This is a genomic window from Pseudomonas poae (assembly GCA_028869255.1).
GTDB lineage: Bacteria > Pseudomonadota > Gammaproteobacteria > Pseudomonadales > Pseudomonadaceae > Aquipseudomonas > Aquipseudomonas poae_C.
This window is the reverse complement of the sequence record CP110972.1, coordinates 4,747,783-4,764,134: the sequence shown is the minus strand read 5'-3', so window position 1 is coordinate 4,764,134 and position 16,352 is coordinate 4,747,783. Positions and strand designations below refer to the sequence as shown.

14 protein-coding genes are annotated in these 16,352 nt (G+C 62.4%); all 14 read left to right on the top strand.

The annotated features are described in order from the left end of the window. The 14 genes from rsmH (at position 1) to ftsZ (ending at position 16,330) form a co-directional block, all read left to right on the top strand. Positions 1 to 942, top strand: coding sequence for a 16S rRNA (cytosine(1402)-N(4))-methyltransferase RsmH (gene rsmH / locus LRS56_21605; GenBank protein ID WDU65793.1), 942 nt, complete (start codon positions 1 to 3; stop codon positions 940 to 942). After that, positions 939 to 1,232 (top strand): cell division protein FtsL, encoded by a 294-nt coding sequence (ftsL, locus tag LRS56_21600; protein ID WDU61401.1) that lies wholly within the window; start codon positions 939 to 941, stop codon positions 1,230 to 1,232. Before rsmH ends, ftsL begins: the two co-directional genes overlap by 4 nt. Beyond that, on the top strand, positions 1,232 to 2,974 hold the full coding sequence (locus LRS56_21595) for a penicillin-binding protein 2 (protein WDU65792.1): 1,743 nt from the start codon (positions 1,232 to 1,234) through the stop codon (positions 2,972 to 2,974). The genes ftsL and LRS56_21595 overlap by 1 nt, the downstream gene beginning before the upstream one ends. Beyond that, a complete protein-coding gene (locus LRS56_21590) occupies positions 2,974 to 4,437 on the top strand; it encodes a UDP-N-acetylmuramoyl-L-alanyl-D-glutamate--2,6-diaminopimelate ligase (GenBank protein WDU61400.1) in 1,464 nt (487 codons plus the stop codon). Before LRS56_21595 ends, LRS56_21590 begins: the two co-directional genes overlap by 1 nt. Next, a complete protein-coding gene (locus tag LRS56_21585; protein ID WDU61399.1) occupies positions 4,430 to 5,800 on the top strand; it encodes a UDP-N-acetylmuramoyl-tripeptide--D-alanyl-D-alanine ligase in 1,371 nt (456 codons plus the stop codon). The genes LRS56_21590 and LRS56_21585 overlap by 8 nt, the downstream gene beginning before the upstream one ends. Further along, complete coding sequence (gene mraY, locus LRS56_21580) at positions 5,800 to 6,882, top strand: phospho-N-acetylmuramoyl-pentapeptide-transferase (protein ID WDU61398.1); 1,083 nt, start codon at positions 5,800 to 5,802, stop codon at positions 6,880 to 6,882. Before LRS56_21585 ends, mraY begins: the two co-directional genes overlap by 1 nt. A 6-nt stretch (positions 6,883 to 6,888) precedes the next feature. Next, the gene (gene murD / locus LRS56_21575; protein WDU61397.1) at positions 6,889 to 8,235 is read left to right on the top strand and encodes a UDP-N-acetylmuramoyl-L-alanine--D-glutamate ligase; all 1,347 of its coding nucleotides are present in this window, start codon (positions 6,889 to 6,891) and stop codon (positions 8,233 to 8,235) included. Then, positions 8,232 to 9,455: a putative lipid II flippase FtsW gene (gene ftsW, locus LRS56_21570; protein WDU61396.1), complete on the top strand. Its 1,224-nt coding sequence runs from the start codon at positions 8,232 to 8,234 to the stop codon at positions 9,453 to 9,455. The genes murD and ftsW overlap by 4 nt, the downstream gene beginning before the upstream one ends. Further along, positions 9,445 to 10,515, top strand: coding sequence for an undecaprenyldiphospho-muramoylpentapeptide beta-N-acetylglucosaminyltransferase (gene murG, locus LRS56_21565; GenBank protein ID WDU61395.1), 1,071 nt, complete (start codon positions 9,445 to 9,447; stop codon positions 10,513 to 10,515). The genes ftsW and murG overlap by 11 nt, the downstream gene beginning before the upstream one ends. After that, complete coding sequence (murC, locus tag LRS56_21560; protein WDU61394.1) at positions 10,508 to 11,953, top strand: UDP-N-acetylmuramate--L-alanine ligase; 1,446 nt, start codon at positions 10,508 to 10,510, stop codon at positions 11,951 to 11,953. Before murG ends, murC begins: the two co-directional genes overlap by 8 nt. Beyond that, complete coding sequence (locus LRS56_21555) at positions 11,950 to 12,906, top strand: D-alanine--D-alanine ligase (GenBank protein WDU61393.1); 957 nt, start codon at positions 11,950 to 11,952, stop codon at positions 12,904 to 12,906. The genes murC and LRS56_21555 overlap by 4 nt, the downstream gene beginning before the upstream one ends. A gap of 4 nt (positions 12,907 to 12,910) precedes the next feature. Continuing rightward, on the top strand, positions 12,911 to 13,780 hold the full coding sequence (locus LRS56_21550) for a cell division protein FtsQ/DivIB (GenBank protein ID WDU61392.1): 870 nt from the start codon (positions 12,911 to 12,913) through the stop codon (positions 13,778 to 13,780). Between the two features lie 15 nt (positions 13,781 to 13,795). Then, positions 13,796 to 15,058: a cell division protein FtsA gene (gene ftsA / locus LRS56_21545; protein WDU61391.1), complete on the top strand. Its 1,263-nt coding sequence runs from the start codon at positions 13,796 to 13,798 to the stop codon at positions 15,056 to 15,058. Positions 15,059 to 15,124: 66 nt separating this feature from the next. After that, complete coding sequence (gene ftsZ, locus LRS56_21540; GenBank protein WDU61390.1) at positions 15,125 to 16,330, top strand: cell division protein FtsZ; 1,206 nt, start codon at positions 15,125 to 15,127, stop codon at positions 16,328 to 16,330. The last annotated feature ends 22 nt before the right edge of the window (positions 16,331 to 16,352 follow it).

The following is a 16,352-nucleotide window of genomic DNA, read 5'->3' as shown; positions in this document are numbered from 1 at the left end:
ATTGATAGCGGCTTTAACCACATCACCGTACTGCTTGACGAAGCCGTTGAGGCTCTCGCCGTACGCGCGGATGGCTGCTATTTGGATGGCACGTTCGGCAGGGGCGGGCATAGCCGGTTGATACTCAGCCAGCTCGGGTCCGACGGTAAGCTCCTCGGGTTCGACAAAGACCCTCAAGCGATTGCCACCGGGCAAGCGCTAGCGGCCGAAGACGGCCGCTTTGTCGTTGTACAGCGCAGCTTTGCCGAGCTGGGTGCCGAAGTGGCCGAGCGCGGTATGGCGGGCAAGGTGGCCGGGGTTTTGCTTGACCTGGGCGTGTCTTCGCCGCAGCTCGACGACCCGGAGCGTGGCTTCAGCTTCATGAACGACGGCCCGCTCGACATGCGCATGGACCCGACCCGTGGCGTGAGCGCCGCGCAGTTCATCGCCACCGCGCCGGTGGAAGAAATCGCCCGCGTGTTCAAGGAATACGGTGAAGAACGCTTCGCCGGCCGCATGGCGCGTGCCGTGGTCGAGCGCCGTGAAATCCAGCCGTTCGAACGCACCGCCGACCTGGCCGAAGTGCTGAAAGTCGCCAACCCCGCGTGGGAAAAAGGCAAGAACCCGGCTACCCGTGCGTTCCAGGGCCTGCGCATTCACGTCAACAACGAATTGGGCGACCTGGAGGCTGGCCTGGAGGCCGCCCTCGAGGCGCTGGAAGTGGGGGGTCGCCTGGTGGTGATCAGCTTCCACTCGCTGGAAGACCGCATCGTCAAACTGTTCATGCGTCGTCTGGTCAAGGGCGAGTCCGACAACCTGCCGCGCAACCTGCCGGTACGTTTCGAAGCCTTTGTGCCGAAAATCAAAATCCATGGCAAAGCGCAGTTCGCTTCCGAAGCCGAACTCAAGGCCAACCCACGTTCGCGCAGCGCCGTCATGCGCGTCGCGGAGAAGTTGCGGTGAGCAAGCTTTTCGCCAAGCCCCTCCCGGGCGGCAGCTTCTTTATGCTGCTGCTGTTTGTGGGCGTGCTGATTTCCGCGATTGCGGTGTCCTACAGCGCCCACTACAACCGCCAACTACTCAATACCCTGTACGGGGAACTGAGCGTGCGCGACAAAGCGCAGGCGGAGTGGGGCCGGCTAATTCTGGAACAAAGCACCTGGACGGCCCATAGCCGTATCGAAGTGCTGGCCACCGAACAGCTGAAAATGCACATCCCGGGCGCGGCCGAAGTTCGCATGGTGGCGCCATGATGAAACTCGAAGGCGCACTCTACCCATGGCGTTTCCGCCTGATGCTCGGCTTGCTGGCATTGATGGTGGGGGCGATCGCCTGGCGGATCATCGACCTGCAAGTGGTCGATCGTGACTTCCTGATCGGCCAGGGTGATGCCCGCAGCCTGCGTCATATCCCTATTCCTGCACACCGCGGCCTGATCACCGACCGTAACGGCGAGCCGCTGGCCGTGAGTACACCGGTGACCACCCTGTGGGCCAACGCCAAGGAATTGCAGGTCGCCAAGGACAAGTGGCCGGAGCTGGCCGCCGCCCTGGGCCAGGACCCGAAAGCCCTGGCTGAGCGCCTTGAAGCTCAGGCCAATAAAGAATTCATCTACCTGGTGCGCGGCCTGACCCCCGAGCAGGGCCAGCAGGTGCTCGACCTTAAAGTCCCCGGTGTCTACGGTATCGAGGAATTCCGCCGTTTCTACCCGGCGGGCGAAACGACCGCACATATGGTGGGCTTCACCGACATTGACGACCACGGCCGTGAAGGTGTGGAACTCGCCTACGATGAATGGCTCGCCGGGGTTCCCGGCAAACGACAAGTCATCAAGGATCGGCGCGGCAGACTGATCAAGGATGTCCAAGTCACCAAAAACGCCAAGGCCGGTAAGCCCTTGGCGTTGTCGATTGACCTGCGCCTGCAATACCTGGCCAACCGCGAGCTGCGTAACGCGATCATCGAGAACGGTGCCAAGGCCGGCAGCCTGGTGATCATGGACGTCAAGACCGGCGAGATCCTCGCCATGGTCAACCAGCCGACCTATAACCCGAACAACCGCCGCAACCTGCAGCCGGCGATGATGCGCAACCGCGCCATGATCGACGTGTTCGAGCCGGGTTCGACCATGAAAGCCATCTCCATGAGTGCTGCCCTGGAAACCGGGCGCTGGAAGCCGAGCGACAAGGTCGAGGTGTATCCGGGTACGTTGCAACTGGGCAAATACACCATTCGTGACGTGTCCCGCACCGAAGGTCCGGTGCTGGATTTGACAGGTATTCTGATCAACTCCAGTAACGTGGGCATGAGTAAGGTCGCCTTCGATATCGGCGGTGAAACCATCTACCACCTGGCGCAAAAGATCGGCCTGGGTCAACCCACCGGCCTGGATTTTCCGGGCGAGCGCGTAGGCAACCTGCCGAACTACCGCGACTGGAAAAAAGCCGAGACCGCCACGCTTTCCTATGGCTACGGCCTGTCGGTGACAGCGATCCAGCTTGCCCACGCTTTCTCTGTATTGGCCAATAATGGCCGGATGGTTCCGCTGAGCCTGATCCATGTCGACGAAGCGCCGAAAGCCACCCAGGTGATCCCGGAAAACGTCGCCAAGACCATGCAGGGCATGTTGCAACAAGTGATCGAAGCACCGCGGGGCGTGTTCCGCGCCCAGGTGCCGGCGTATCACGTGGCCGGCAAGTCCGGTACCGCACGTAAAACCTCGGTGGGCACCAAGGGTTATGCGGAAAATTCCTATCGCTCGCTGTTCGCCGGTTTCGGCCCGATGAGCGACCCGCGCTACGCAATCGTGGTGGTGATCGATGAGCCAAGCAAAGCCGGTTACTTCGGCGGCCTGGTATCGGCGCCGGTGTTCAGCAAAGTGATGTCCGGCACCCTGCGCCTGATGAACATCACGCCGGACAACCTGCCGCCGACTCAACAAGCGAACGCCGGACCACCGGCCGCTGCTGTAAAAGCCAATGGAGGGCGCGGCTGATGTCCCTTAGCCTGAACAAGATTTTTGCCCACGCCGGCCGCGATCTGCTGATTCGCGAGTTGACCCTGGACAGCCGTAATGTACGCGCCGGTGACCTGTTCCTGGCGGTACCGGGCGGCAAGTACGATGGCCGTGCGCACATCGCCGATGCCCTGCAACGCGGTGCGGCGGCCGTGGCCTATGAAGTGGAAGGCGCCACCGTGCTGCCGATCACCGATGTGCCATTGATTCCGGTCAAAGGCTTGGCCAAGCAACTGTCGGACATTGCCGGGCGCTTTTATGGCGACCCGAGCCGCCACCTCAACCTGGTAGGCGTGACCGGCACCAACGGCAAGACCAGCGTGACCCAGCTTGTCGCGCAAGCGCTTGACCTGTTGGGCCAGCACTGCGGCATCGTCGGCACCCTGGGTACCGGTTTTTATGGCGCGCTGCAAAGCGGCCTGCACACCACGCCGAACCCCATCGCCGTGCAAGCGACCCTGGCCGACCTGAAAAAGGCCGGTGCCAAGGCGGTTGCCATGGAAGTCTCGTCCCACGGCCTCGACCAGGGCCGCGTCACCGCCCTGGCCTTCGATGTGGCGGTGATGACCAACCTGTCCCGCGATCACCTCGATTACCACGGCACCATGGAGGCCTACGCTGCCGCCAAGGCCAAGCTGTTTGCCTGGAATGACTTGAAGTGCCGGGTGGTGAACCTGGACGATGCATTCGGCCGCCAACTGGCAGGCGAAGACAGCGAAGCGCGCCTGATCAGCTACAGCCTGCAAGATTCCAGCGCGTACCTGTACTGCCGCGATGCCCAATTCAATGACGAAGGCGTGCGCGCCACACTGGTCACGCCGCAGGGCGAACACCATTTGCGCAGCACCTTGCTCGGTCGCTTCAACCTGAGCAACGTGCTGGCCGCCATTGGCGCGCTGCTCGGCCTGGATTACGCCCTCGACGAAATCCTGCGTGTGCTGCCCAAATTGGAAGGCCCGGCCGGTCGCATGCAACGCCTGGGTGGCGGCACGCAGCCGCTGGTGGTGGTCGATTACGCCCACACCCCGGATGCCTTGGAAAAAGTCCTCGAAGCCCTGCGCCCTCACGCCAAGGGCAAGTTGCTGTGCCTGTTCGGCTGTGGCGGTGACCGCGATCGCGGCAAGCGCCCGCTGATGGCCGAGATTGTCGAGCGTCTGGCCGATGGCGTGCTCGTCACCGACGACAACCCACGCAGCGAAGACCCGAGTCAGATTTTCGACGATATCCGCGCAGGCTTTAAAGACGCGTCCAAGGCCACCTTCGTTGCCGGCCGCGGTGCCGCCATCGCGCAATTGATCGCCGGTGCGAGTGCGGACGACGTAGTGGTGCTGGCCGGTAAAGGTCACGAGGATTACCAGGAAATCAAAGGCGAACGCCATGCCTTCTCCGATCTGGTCGAGGCCGATCACGCCTTGACCGCCTGGGAGGTCGCTCATGCTTAAGGCGATGACGTTCAGCGAACTGGCCCAGGCCCTGTCGGCCCGCGTGCTGTCGAGTGATTGCAGCTTCGACGGCGTCAGTATCGACAGTCGCAACATCAAGCCGGGGCAACTCTTTGTTGCGCTGACCGGTCCGCGTTTCGACGGCCACGACTACCTGAATGACGTCGCTGCCAAAGGCGCCGTGGGTGCCTTGGTGCAACGTGAAGTGGCAGACTCCACCTTGCCACAGTTGCTGGTAGCCGATACCCGCCTGGCGCTGGGCCAGCTGGGGGCGCTGAACCGCGCCGCCTTCACCCAGCCGGTGGCGGCCATCACCGGTTCCAGCGGCAAAACCACGGTCAAGGAGCTGCTCGCCGGGGTCCTGCGCACACGCGGGCCGGTACTCGCCACCCGTGGCAACCTGAACAATGATTTCGGCGCTCCGCTGACCCTGCTTGAACTGGCCCCGGAGCACACGGCGGCGGTGATTGAACTGGGGGCTTCGCGCATCGGCGAAATCGCCTACACCGTGGCGCTGACCAAGCCCCACGTTGCGATTATCAACAACGCCGGTACCGCCCATGTCGGTGAATTCGGCGGCCCGGAGAAAATCGTCGAAGCCAAGGGTGAAATCCTTGAGGGCCTCGATGCCTCGGGCACAGCTGTATTGAATCTGGACGACAAAGCCTTCGAGACCTGGCGTGTACGGGCTGCCGGTCGCAAGGTGCTGACGTTTGCCGTGTTGAACGCGGCGGCCGATTTCCACGCCTCCAACATTTCGGTCGATGCCCGTGGCTGCCCGTCCTTCACCTTGCATACGCCGCAAGGCAGTGAGCACGTGCAACTGAACCTGCTGGGCAACCACAACGTCGCCAATGCCTTGGCCGCCGCTGCTGCCGCATACGCCCTGGGCGTGTCGCTGTTCGGTATCGCCACCGGTTTGGGTGCGGTGCAGCCGGTCAAGGGCCGCACGGTCGCGCAACTGGCCACCCACGGCATGCGCGTGATTGATGACACTTACAACGCCAACCCGTCCTCGATTAACGCGGCGGTTGACCTGCTGAAAACTTTTGCCGGGCGCAAGGTGCTGGTGCTGGGTGATATCGGCGAATTGGGCGACTGGGCTGAGCAAGGCCACCGTGAGGTTGGCGCCTACGCCGCCGGCAAAGTCGACGCGCTCTACGCCGTCGGCCCGAACATGGCCCACGCGGTCGCTGCGTTCGGCCCCGGTGCACGGCATTTCGCCAGCCAGGCCGAGCTGATCCAGGCGCTGGGCGTGGCAGAACACGACAAACACACAACCATTTTGATCAAGGGATCGCGCAGCGCGGTGATGGAAAACGTCGTCGCGGCCTTGTGTGGCTCAAGTACGGAGAAACATTAATGCTGCTGCTGCTGGCTGAGTATCTGCAACAGTTCCACAAAGGCTTCGCGGTCTTTCAGTACCTGACCCTGCGCGGGATTCTGGGTGTGCTGACCGCGCTGTCTCTGTCGCTGTTCCTGGGGCCGTGGATGATCCGCACCCTGCAGAACCTGCAAATTGGTCAATCGGTTCGTAATGACGGCCCGCAGTCGCACCTGTCCAAGTCCGGCACTCCGACCATGGGCGGCGCGCTGATCCTGTCGTCCATCGGCATCAGCACCTTGCTCTGGGCCGACCTGCATAACCGCTACGTCTGGACTGTGCTGCTGGTGACCCTGTTGTTTGGCGCCATCGGCTGGGTCGACGACTACCGCAAAGTGATCGAGAAGAACTCCAAGGGGCTGCCAAGCCGCTGGAAGTATTTCTGGCAGTCGGTGTTTGGTTTGGGCGCAGCGATTTTCCTGTTCATGACCGCGCCAAGTGCGGTGGAAACCACCTTGATCATCCCGATGCTCAAGGATGCGAGCATTCCGCTGGGCATCGGTTTTGTGGTGTTGACCTACTTCGTGATCGTCGGCTCCAGCAACGCGGTGAACCTCACCGACGGCCTCGACGGCCTGGCGATCATGCCGACGGTGATGGTGGGCGGCGCGCTCGGCATCTTCTGCTACCTGTCGGGTAACGTGAAATTCGCCGAATACCTGCTCATCCCTTATGTACCGGGCGCGGGTGAGCTGATTGTGTTCTGCGGCGCGTTGATCGGTGCCGGCCTGGGCTTCCTGTGGTTCAACACCTACCCGGCACAAGTCTTCATGGGCGACGTCGGCGCACTGGCGCTGGGCGCAGCCCTGGGCACCATCGCGGTGATCGTTCGTCAGGAAATCGTGTTGTTCATCATGGGCGGTGTGTTCGTGATGGAAACCCTGTCGGTGGTCATCCAGGTGGCTTCCTTCAAATTGACCGGGCGCCGCGTGTTTCGCATGGCGCCGATTCACCACCACTTTGAACTCAAGGGCTGGCCTGAGCCACGCGTGATCGTCCGTTTCTGGATCATCACCGTGATTCTGGTACTGGTCGGCCTTGCCACCCTGAAACTGAGGTAGAAACGAGTGTCCCTGATCGCTTCAGACCACTTCCGCATCGTTGTCGGCCTCGGCAAGAGCGGCATGTCCCTGGTTCGCTTCCTGGCGAACCGGGGCACGTCGTTTGCCGTGGCCGATACGCGGGAAAATCCACCGGAGCTGGTCACGCTGCGCCGTGACTACCCGCACGTGGAAGTGCGCTGTGGCGAGCTGGATGTCGAATTTCTGTGCCGCGCCGACGAGCTCTACGTGAGCCCGGGCCTGGCCCTGGCGACACCGGCCCTGCAAGCTGCAGCGGCGCGTGGCGTGAAGCTGTCCGGCGATATCGACCTGTTCGCGCGTAACGCGAAGGCGCCGATCATTGCGATCAGTGGTTCCAACGCGAAAAGCACCGTGACTACCCTGGTCGGCGAGATGGCGGCTGCGGCCGGCAAGCGCGTGGCCGTGGGCGGCAACCTTGGCACCCCGGCGCTGGACCTGCTTAGCGACGACGTCGAGCTGTACGTGATGGAGCTGTCGAGCTTCCAGCTGGAAACCACTCACGACCTGGGCGCCGAAGTGGCCACCGTGCTGAACGTCAGCGAAGACCACATGGACCGCTACAGCGGCCTGCCGGCCTACCACCTGGCCAAGCATCGGATCTTCCGTGGTGCCAAGCAATTTGTGGTCAACCGCCAGGATGCGCTGAGCCGTCCACTGATGGGCGAAGGCATGCCTTGCTGGACCTTCGGCCTGGGCAAACCTGATTTCAAGGCCTTCGGTATTCGTGAAGAGAACGGCGAGAAATACCTGGCCTTCGAATTCCAGAACCTGATGCCGGTGCGCGAACTGAAAATCCGTGGCGCGCATAACCAGTCCAATGCCCTGGCGGCGTTGGCGCTTGGGCATGCCGTGGGCTTGCCGTTCGACGCCATGCTGTCGAGCCTGCGCACCTTCGGCGGCCTTGAGCATCGCTGCCAATGGGTACGCGACCTGAATGGCGTCAGCTATTACAACGACTCCAAGGCCACCAACGTCGGTGCTGCGTTGGCTGCCATCGAAGGCCTGGGTGCCGATATCGACGGCAAGCTGGTGCTGATCGCCGGTGGCGACGGCAAAGGCGCCGACTTCAAGGACCTCAAAGGCCCGGTGGCTGCGCATTGCCGCGCCGTGGTGCTGATGGGCCGCGACGCCGATGTGATCGCCGCCGCCCTCGGTGACGCCGTGCCGCAAGTACGCGCCACCTCGCTGGACAACGCCATCGCCCAGTGCAAAGCCCTGGCCCAGCCGGGCGATGCGGTGCTGCTGTCGCCGGCGTGCGCCAGTTTCGACATGTTCAAGAACTACGAAGAGCGCGGCCAGCTGTTCGCCCGCGCCGTGGAGGGCTTGGCATGAACCTCAATTTCAGAAACATCATCAAGCCGTATCCGTCGCCGATTATCACCGGGCGCGGTATCGACCTTGATTTTCCGATGCTCGCCGGTTGCCTGGCACTGCTGGGCCTGGGCCTGGTGATGATCACGTCAGCGTCTTCCGAAGTGGCCGCCGTGCAGTCGGGCAACACGCTGTACATGATGATCCGCCACTTGGTCTACCTGGTGATCGGCCTGGGCGCCTGCATCGTGACCATGATGATCCCCATCGCCACCTGGCAACGCCTGGGCTGGCTGATGCTGATCGGGGCGTTCGGCTTGCTGATCATGGTGATCCTGCCCGGCATCGGCCGCGAGGTGAACGGTTCGATGCGCTGGATCGGCTTCGGCGCGTTCAACGTGCAGCCGTCGGAAATCGCCAAGGTGTTCGTGGTGATCTACCTCGCGGGCTACCTGGTGCGGCGCCAGAAAGAAGTGCGCGAGAGCTGGATGGGCTTCTTCAAGCCATTCATCGTATTGCTGCCGATGGCCGGCCTGCTGCTGATGGAACCGGACTTCGGTGCCACCGTGGTCATGATGGGCGCGGCGGCGGCGATGCTGTTCCTCGGCGGCGTCGGCCTGTTCCGCTTCACCCTGATGGTGGTGCTGGCGGTGGCCGCAGTGACCATCCTGGTGCAGGCGCAACCCTACCGGATGGCACGTCTGATTACCTTTACCGACCCCTGGTCCGATCAGTTCGGCTCCGGCTACCAGTTGACCCAGGCGTTGATCGCCTTTGGTCGCGGCGAGTGGCTGGGCGTGGGCCTGGGCAACAGCGTGCAGAAGCAATTCTACCTGCCGGAAGCGCACACCGACTTCGTGTTCTCGGTGCTTGCCGAAGAGCTGGGCGTGGTCGGTTCGTTGTGCACCGTCGCGCTGTTCGTGTTTGTGTGCGTGCGCGGCATGTACATCGGCTTGTGGGCCGAGAAGGCCAAACAGTATTTCGCCGCCTACGTGGCGTATGGCTTGTCGTTCCTGTGGATCGGCCAGTTCCTGATCAACATTGGTGTGAACGTCGGCCTGCTGCCGACCAAGGGCCTGACCTTGCCGTTCCTCAGTTACGGCGGCAGTTCGTTGGTGATTTGCTGCGCATGCCTGGGCTTGTTGCTGCGCATCGAGTGGGAGAGCCGAACCCACCTGGGCAGCGAAGAGATGGAGTTCAGCGAAAGCGACTTCGCCGAGGAGCCAGCCCATGGGCGCTAACGTGCTGATCATGGCGGGCGGCACCGGGGGCCACGTGTTCCCGGCCCTGGCCTGTGCGCGGGAATTCCAGAACCGTGGCTATACCGTGCACTGGCTGGGCACGCCGCGTGGGATCGAAAATGAATTGGTGCCGAATGCCGGCTTGCCGCTGCATTTGATCAACGTCAGCGGCCTGCGTGGCAAGGGCAAGCTGTCCCTGCTCAAGGCGCCGTTCGTGTTGCTTAAAGCGGTGTGGCAGGCGCGCAAGGTCATCCGTGAATTGAAGCCGGTGTGTGTGCTCGGTTTTGGCGGTTATGTGACCGGCCCCGGCGGCGTTGCCGCCAGGCTCGCCGGTGTGCCGGTGATCGTGCACGAGCAGAACGCCGTCGCCGGTACCGCCAACCGCCTGCTGGTGCCCTTGGCGGCGCGAGTGTGCGAGGCGTTCCCGAACACCTTCAGTGCCTCGGGCAAACGCCGCACTACCGGCAATCCGGTGCGCACCGAACTGTTTATGGGCATCGCACGTCAGGCCCTGGCCGGGCGCAAGGCACATCTGCTGATCCTGGGCGGAAGCCTGGGCGCCGAACCGCTGAATAAATTGCTGCCTGAAGCGCTGGCGCAACTGCCTGTGCAATTGCGCCCGGAGATCTTCCACCAGGCCGGCAAGAACCACGATGAAATCACCGCCACCCGCTATCGCGAGGCTGGTGTCGAGGCGAATGTACAGCCCTTCATCAAAGACATGGCCCATGCCTATGGCTGGGCCGACCTGGTGGTCTGTCGCGCTGGTGCGCTGACCGTCAGTGAACTGGCCGCCGCCGGTCTGCCGTCCTTGCTGGTGCCTTTGCCCCACGCCATCGACGATCACCAGACCCGCAACGCCGAATATTTGGCCGGGGAGGGCGCTGCCTTCCTGCTGCCGCAAAGAACGACTGGCGCCGCCGATTTGGCCGCACGCCTGACCGAGGTTTTGATGCAACCGGAACGACTCAACAGCATGGCGAGCACCGCAAGCCGCCTGGCCAAACCTGACGCAACCCGCACCGTGGTCGATATCTGCCTGGAGGTGGCCCATGGTTGAGAATCAGAAAGCCATGCCGCACCCGGAGATGCGCCGCATCCGTCGCATCCACTTCGTCGGTATCGGCGGCGTGGGCATGTGCGGTATTGCCGAAGTGTTGCTGAACCTGGGTTACCAAGTGTCCGGCTCCGACTTGAAAGAGTCGCCGGTCACCGAGCGCCTGAAGTCCTTTGGCGCGCAGATTTTTATCGGCCACCGCGCCGAGAACGCCGCCGAGGCCGACGTTCTGGTGGTGTCCAGCGCCGTGAACACCTCCAACCCGGAAGTGGCCACCGCCCTTGAGCGCCGCATTCCTGTGGTGCCACGTGCCGAGATGCTGGCCGAGCTGATGCGCTATCGCCACGGCATCGCCGTTGCCGGTACGCACGGCAAGACCACCACCACCAGCCTGATTGCCTCGGTGTTCGCCGCCGGTGGCCTGGACCCGACCTTCGTGATCGGTGGCCGCCTGAATGCAGCCGGCACCAATGCGCAACTCGGTACCAGCCGCTACCTGATCGCCGAAGCCGATGAAAGCGATGCGAGCTTCCTGCACCTGCAACCGCTGGTCGCCGTGGTCACCAACATCGACGAAGACCACATGGCGACCTACGACGGTGACTTCAACAAGTTGAAGAAAACCTTCGTCGAGTTCCTGCACAACCTGCCGTTCTACGGTTTGGCCGTGGTGTGCCTGGACGACCCGGTAGTGCGCGAAATTCTGCCGCTGGTCAAGCGTCCGACCGTGACCTATGGCTTCAGCGAAGACGCTGACGTGCGCGCCATCAATGTGCGCCAGGAAGGCATGCAAACCTTCTTCACCGTGCTGCGCCCCGACCGCGAGCCGCTGGACGTTTCGGTGAACATGCCGGGCAATCACAACGTGCTCAACTCCCTGGCGACCATCTGCATCGCATCCGATGAAGGCGTCAGCGATGAAGCCATCGTTGAAGGTCTGTCGCGTTTTGCCGGTGTCGGCCGTCGCTTCCAAGTCTACGGCCAACTGCCGGTAGACGGCGGCGATGTGATGCTGGTGGACGACTACGGCCACCACCCAACCGAAGTTGCAGCGGTGATCAAAGCCGTACGTGGAGGCTGGCCGGAGCGCCGCCTGGTGATGATCTACCAGCCGCACCGCTACAGCCGCACCCGCGACCTGTACGACGATTTCGTCAATGTATTGGCCGATGCCAACGTGCTGCTGCTGATGGAAGTTTACCCGGCCGGTGAAGAACCGATCCCGGGCGCCGACAGCCGCAAGCTGTGCAACAGCATCCGCCAGCGCGGCCAGTTGGACCCGATCTACATCGAGCGCGGTGTAGACCTGGCCCCTATCGTCAAGCCGCTGCTGCGCGCCGGTGACATCCTGCTGTGCCAGGGTGCCGGTGATATCGGTGGCCTTGCGCCTAAATTGCTGGCGAGCCCGCTGTTTGCAGCGGCCAAGGGGAAGTCGAAATGATCAACGACTACGGCTCCCTGTTCTCGACAATCGCACCTGCCGACTTCGGCCGCGTGGCGGTGCTGTTCGGCGGTAAAAGTGCCGAGCGCGAAGTGTCGCTCAAGTCCGGCAATGCCGTGCTCGAGGCGCTGCAAAGCGCCGGCGTGAATGCATTCGGTATCGACGTGGGCGATGACTTCCTCGCCCGTCTGCAGGCCGAGAAAATCGACCGTGCCTTCATCATTCTGCACGGCCGTGGCGGTGAAGACGGCAGCATGCAGGGCTTGCTGGAGTGCGCCGGCATCCCTTACACCGGCAGCGGCATCCTCGCTTCGGCGCTGGCCATGGACAAGTTGCGCACCAAGCAGGTGTGGCACAGCCTGGGTATTCCAACCCCGCGTCACAGCGTGTTGTGCAGTGAAGACGATTGTATTTCTGCAGCCAAGGAACTGGGCCTGCCTTTGATCGTCAAACCAGCCCATGAAGGCTCCAGTATCGGCATGGCTAAAGTGAACTCGGCCGCCGAATTGATCGACGCATGGAAAGCGGCAAGTACCTACGATTCGCAAGTGTTGGTGGAACAGTGGATTCAAGGCCCTGAGTACACCATCGCCACCCTGCGTGGCCAGGTATTGCCGCCTATCGCATTGGGCACGCCCCACACCTTTTACGACTACGACGCCAAGTACGTGGCTTCCGATACCCAGTACCGGATCCCGTGCGGCCTCGACGCAACCAAGGAACAGCAATTGATGGACCTCACGGCGAAAGCCTGTGAGGCGCTGGGTATCGCCGGGTGGGCACGGGCAGACGTGATGCAGGATGACCAAGGGAATTTCTGGTTCCTGGAAGTCAACACTGCACCGGGCATGACCGATCACAGCCTGGTACCTATGGCAGCCCGTGCTGCCGGCCTGGATTTCCAGCAGTTGGTGCTGGCGATCCTCGCCGAAAGCATTGAGCCAAGAGGCTAAGGACATGAAAGGCGCATCGCTTCGTCATCAGCCCCCACAAGCACCGAGCCGCAAGCCGGTGCCTCGGGGTGCCAGCCGAATGGTGGCTAAAGAGCCGATGTCGGCGCGCCTGCCGAAAGCCAACTTTGGTTTCCTCAAGGCGCTTTTCTGGCCGGTAATGCTGGTGGTGTTGGGCTTCGGCACTTACGAGGGCGCGCAGCGTCTATTGCCGTATGCCGACCGGCCGATCACCAAGATCAGCGTGCAAGGCGACCTGAGCTACATCAGCCAGCAAGCGGTGCAGCAGCGCATTGGCCCGTACCTGGCGGCGAGCTTCTTTACCATCGACCTGGCCGGTATGCGCTCGGAGCTGGAACAGATGCCGTGGATCGCCCACGCCGAAGTCCGCCGTGTATGGCCGGACCAGGTGACGATCCGCCTGGAAGAGCAACTGCCCGTGGCCCGCTGGGGTGACGAAGCGCTGTTGAACAACCAGGGCCAGGCGTTCACCCCGCGTGAGCTGGCCAACTACGAGCACCTGCCGCAGCTGTTCGGGCCGCAGCGGGCGCAACAGCAAGTGATGCAGCAGTACCAGGCCCTGAGCCAGATGCTGCGGCCACTGGGCTTCTCCATTGCACGCCTGGAACTGCGTGAACGGGGCAGCTGGTTTTTGACGACCGGGGCAGGCAGTTCCGGCCCGGGCATCCAGTTGTTGCTGGGACGCGACCGCTTGGTGGAAAAGATGCGCCGTTTTATTGCCATCTACGACAAGACCTTGAAAGAACAGATTACGAACATTGCGAGCGTCGACCTGCGTTACGCCAACGGCCTGGCCGTCGGCTGGCGTGAACCGGCTGCGCCCACGGCAGCGCAACCCGCTGTCGCGAAGAATTAAGAAGAGGCAGGACCCATGGCAAACGTGCAAAGCGGCAAAATGATCGTCGGTCTCGATATCGGCACCTCCAAGGTGGTGGCGCTGGTGGGCGAGGTCGGGGAAGACGGCACGATCGAAATCGTCGGTATTGGCACGCATCCGTCCCGGGGCCTGAAGAAGGGCGTGGTGGTGAACATCGAGTCCACCGTGCAATCGATCCAGCGCGCTATCGAAGAAGCGCAGCTGATGGCCGGTTGCCGGATTCACTCGGCGTTCGTTGGCGTTGCGGGTAACCATATCCGCAGCCTGAACTCCCACGGCATCGTGGCGATCCGCGACCGCGAAGTCAGCTCGGCCGACCTTGAGCGCGTCCTCGACGCTGCCCAAGCCGTGGCGATCCCGGCTGACCAGCGCGTGCTGCATACCCTGCCGCAGGACTACGTGATCGATAACCAGGAAGGCGTTCGCGAGCCTTTGGGCATGTCCGGCGTACGTCTGGAAGCCAAGGTTCACGTGGTGACCTGCGCCGTCAACGCCGCACAGAACATTGAAAAATGCGTGCGCCGCTGCGGCCTGGAAATCGACGACATTATTCTTGAGCAGTTGGCTTCGGCCTACTCGGTACTGACCGACGACGAGAAAGAGCTGGGCGTGTGCCTGGTCGACATCGGCGGCGGCACCACCGACATCGCGATCTTCACCGAAGGTGCGATCCGTCACACCGCCGTGATCCCGATTGCCGGCGACCAGGTCACCAACGACATCGCCATGGCGCTGCGTACACCGACCCAGTACGCCGAAGAAATCAAGATCCGCTACGCCTGTGCGCTGGCCAAACTGGCCGGTGCCGGTGAAACCATCAAAGTGCCAAGCGTCGGCGACCGTCCACCGCGTGAGCTGTCGCGCCAGGCCCTGGCCGAAGTGGTCGAGCCGCGTTATGACGAGCTGTTCACCCTGATCCAGGCTGAACTGCGTCGCAGCGGCTACGAAGATTTGATCCCGGCCGGCATCGTGCTGACCGGCGGCACCTCGAAGATGGAAGGCGCGGTCGAACTGGCCGAGGAAATCTTCCACATGCCGGTCCGCCTGGGCGTGCCCCATGGCGTCAAGGGCCTGGGCGACGTGGTGCGCAACCCGATTTATTCCACCGGTGTGGGCTTGCTGTTGTACGGGCTGCAAAAGCAGACCGACGGCATTTCCCTGTCGGGCCCGAGCAACCGTGACAGCTACCGCAGCGACGACGAGGCGAAAGCCCCGTTGTTCGAGCGGCTGCAGGCTTGGGTCAAGGGCAATTTCTAAAGATTTACCGCAACACCGCAGTAAGCAGTAGGCGAAAAAACTAGAGAAAACGAAAGGAGAGGGAACATGTTCGAACTCGTAGACAACATCCCCGCCAGCCCGGTCATCAAAGTGATTGGTGTTGGTGGTGGCGGCGGCAACGCTGTCAACCATATGGTCAAGAGCAACATTGAAGGCGTTGAATTCATCTGCGCCAACACTGATGCCCAGGCGCTGAAAAGCATCGGCGCGCGGACCATCCTGCAATTGGGCACAGCCGTGACCAAGGGCCTCGGCGCCGGCGCCAACCCGGAAGTCGGCCGTCAAGCCGCTCTGGAAGACCGCGAGCGTATCGCTGAAGTGCTGCAAGGCACCAACATGGTGTTCATCACCACCGGCATGGGCGGCGGTACCGGTACCGGTGCAGCACCAATCATTGCCGAAGTGGCCAAGGAAATGGGGATTCTGACGGTTGCCGTCGTGACCCGTCCGTTCCCGTTCGAAGGCCGCAAGCGTATGCAGATCGCCGACGAAGGTATCCGTCTGCTGTCTGAAAGCGTCGACTCGTTGATCACCATTCCCAACGAGAAGCTGCTGACCATCCTGGGCAAGGACGCGAGCCTGCTGTCCGCGTTCGCCAAGGCTGACGATGTACTGGCGGGTGCCGTTCGCGGTATTTCCGACATCATCAAGCGCCCAGGCATGATCAACGTCGACTTTGCCGACGTACGTACCGTGATGAGCGAAATGGGCATGGCGATGATGGGCACTGGCTGCGCCAGCGGTCCTAACCGTGCACGTGAAGCCACCGAAGCGGCCATCCGCAACCCGTTGCTGGAAGACGTGAACCTGCAAGGCGCACGCGGCATCCTGGTGAACATCACCGCCGGTCCTGACCTGTCCCTGGGTGAGTACTCCGACGTGGGTAGCATCATCGAAGCCTTCGCTTCCGAGCACGCCATGGTCAAAGTCGGTACCGTTATCGATCCGGACATGCGCGACGAGCTGCACGTGACCGTGGTTGCGACCGGCCTGGGCGCTAAAATCGAGAAGCCTGTGAAGGTTATCGACAACACCCTGCATAACAGCCAAGCCAGCCACGCCAGCCAATCGGCTGCCGCTCCAGCGCCTTCGCGCCAGGAACTGCCGTCGGTAAACTACCGTGACCTGGACCGTCCGACCGTGATGCGCAACCAGGCTCAGGCCGGTGCTGCGGCGTCCCGTAGCCCGAATCCGCAAGATGATCTGGACTACCTGGACATCCCGGCATTCCTGCGTCGTCAGGCCGATTAATGGAATGTATCAGGGCTATGAA

Bases quoted from the DNA above. Each gene is read 5' to 3' on its own strand.
- LRS56_21595 (WDU65792.1), top strand. From the start codon at position 1,232: ATGAAACTCGAAGGCGCACTCTACCCATGGCGTTTCCGCCTGATGCTC.
- LRS56_21590 (WDU61400.1), top strand. From the start codon at position 2,974: ATGTCCCTTAGCCTGAACAAGATTTTTGCCCACGCCGGCCGCGATCTG.
- LRS56_21585 (WDU61399.1), top strand. From the start codon at position 4,430: ATGCTTAAGGCGATGACGTTCAGCGAACTGGCCCAGGCCCTGTCGGCC.
- mraY (WDU61398.1), top strand. From the start codon at position 5,800: ATGCTGCTGCTGCTGGCTGAGTATCTGCAACAGTTCCACAAAGGCTTC.
- ftsW (WDU61396.1), top strand. From the start codon at position 8,232: ATGAACCTCAATTTCAGAAACATCATCAAGCCGTATCCGTCGCCGATT.
- murG (WDU61395.1), top strand. From the start codon at position 9,445: ATGGGCGCTAACGTGCTGATCATGGCGGGCGGCACCGGGGGCCACGTG.
- murC (WDU61394.1), top strand. From the start codon at position 10,508: ATGGTTGAGAATCAGAAAGCCATGCCGCACCCGGAGATGCGCCGCATC.
- LRS56_21555 (WDU61393.1), top strand. From the start codon at position 11,950: ATGATCAACGACTACGGCTCCCTGTTCTCGACAATCGCACCTGCCGAC.
- LRS56_21550 (WDU61392.1), top strand. From the start codon at position 12,911: ATGAAAGGCGCATCGCTTCGTCATCAGCCCCCACAAGCACCGAGCCGC.
- ftsA (WDU61391.1), top strand. From the start codon at position 13,796: ATGGCAAACGTGCAAAGCGGCAAAATGATCGTCGGTCTCGATATCGGC.
- ftsZ (WDU61390.1), top strand. From the start codon at position 15,125: ATGTTCGAACTCGTAGACAACATCCCCGCCAGCCCGGTCATCAAAGTG.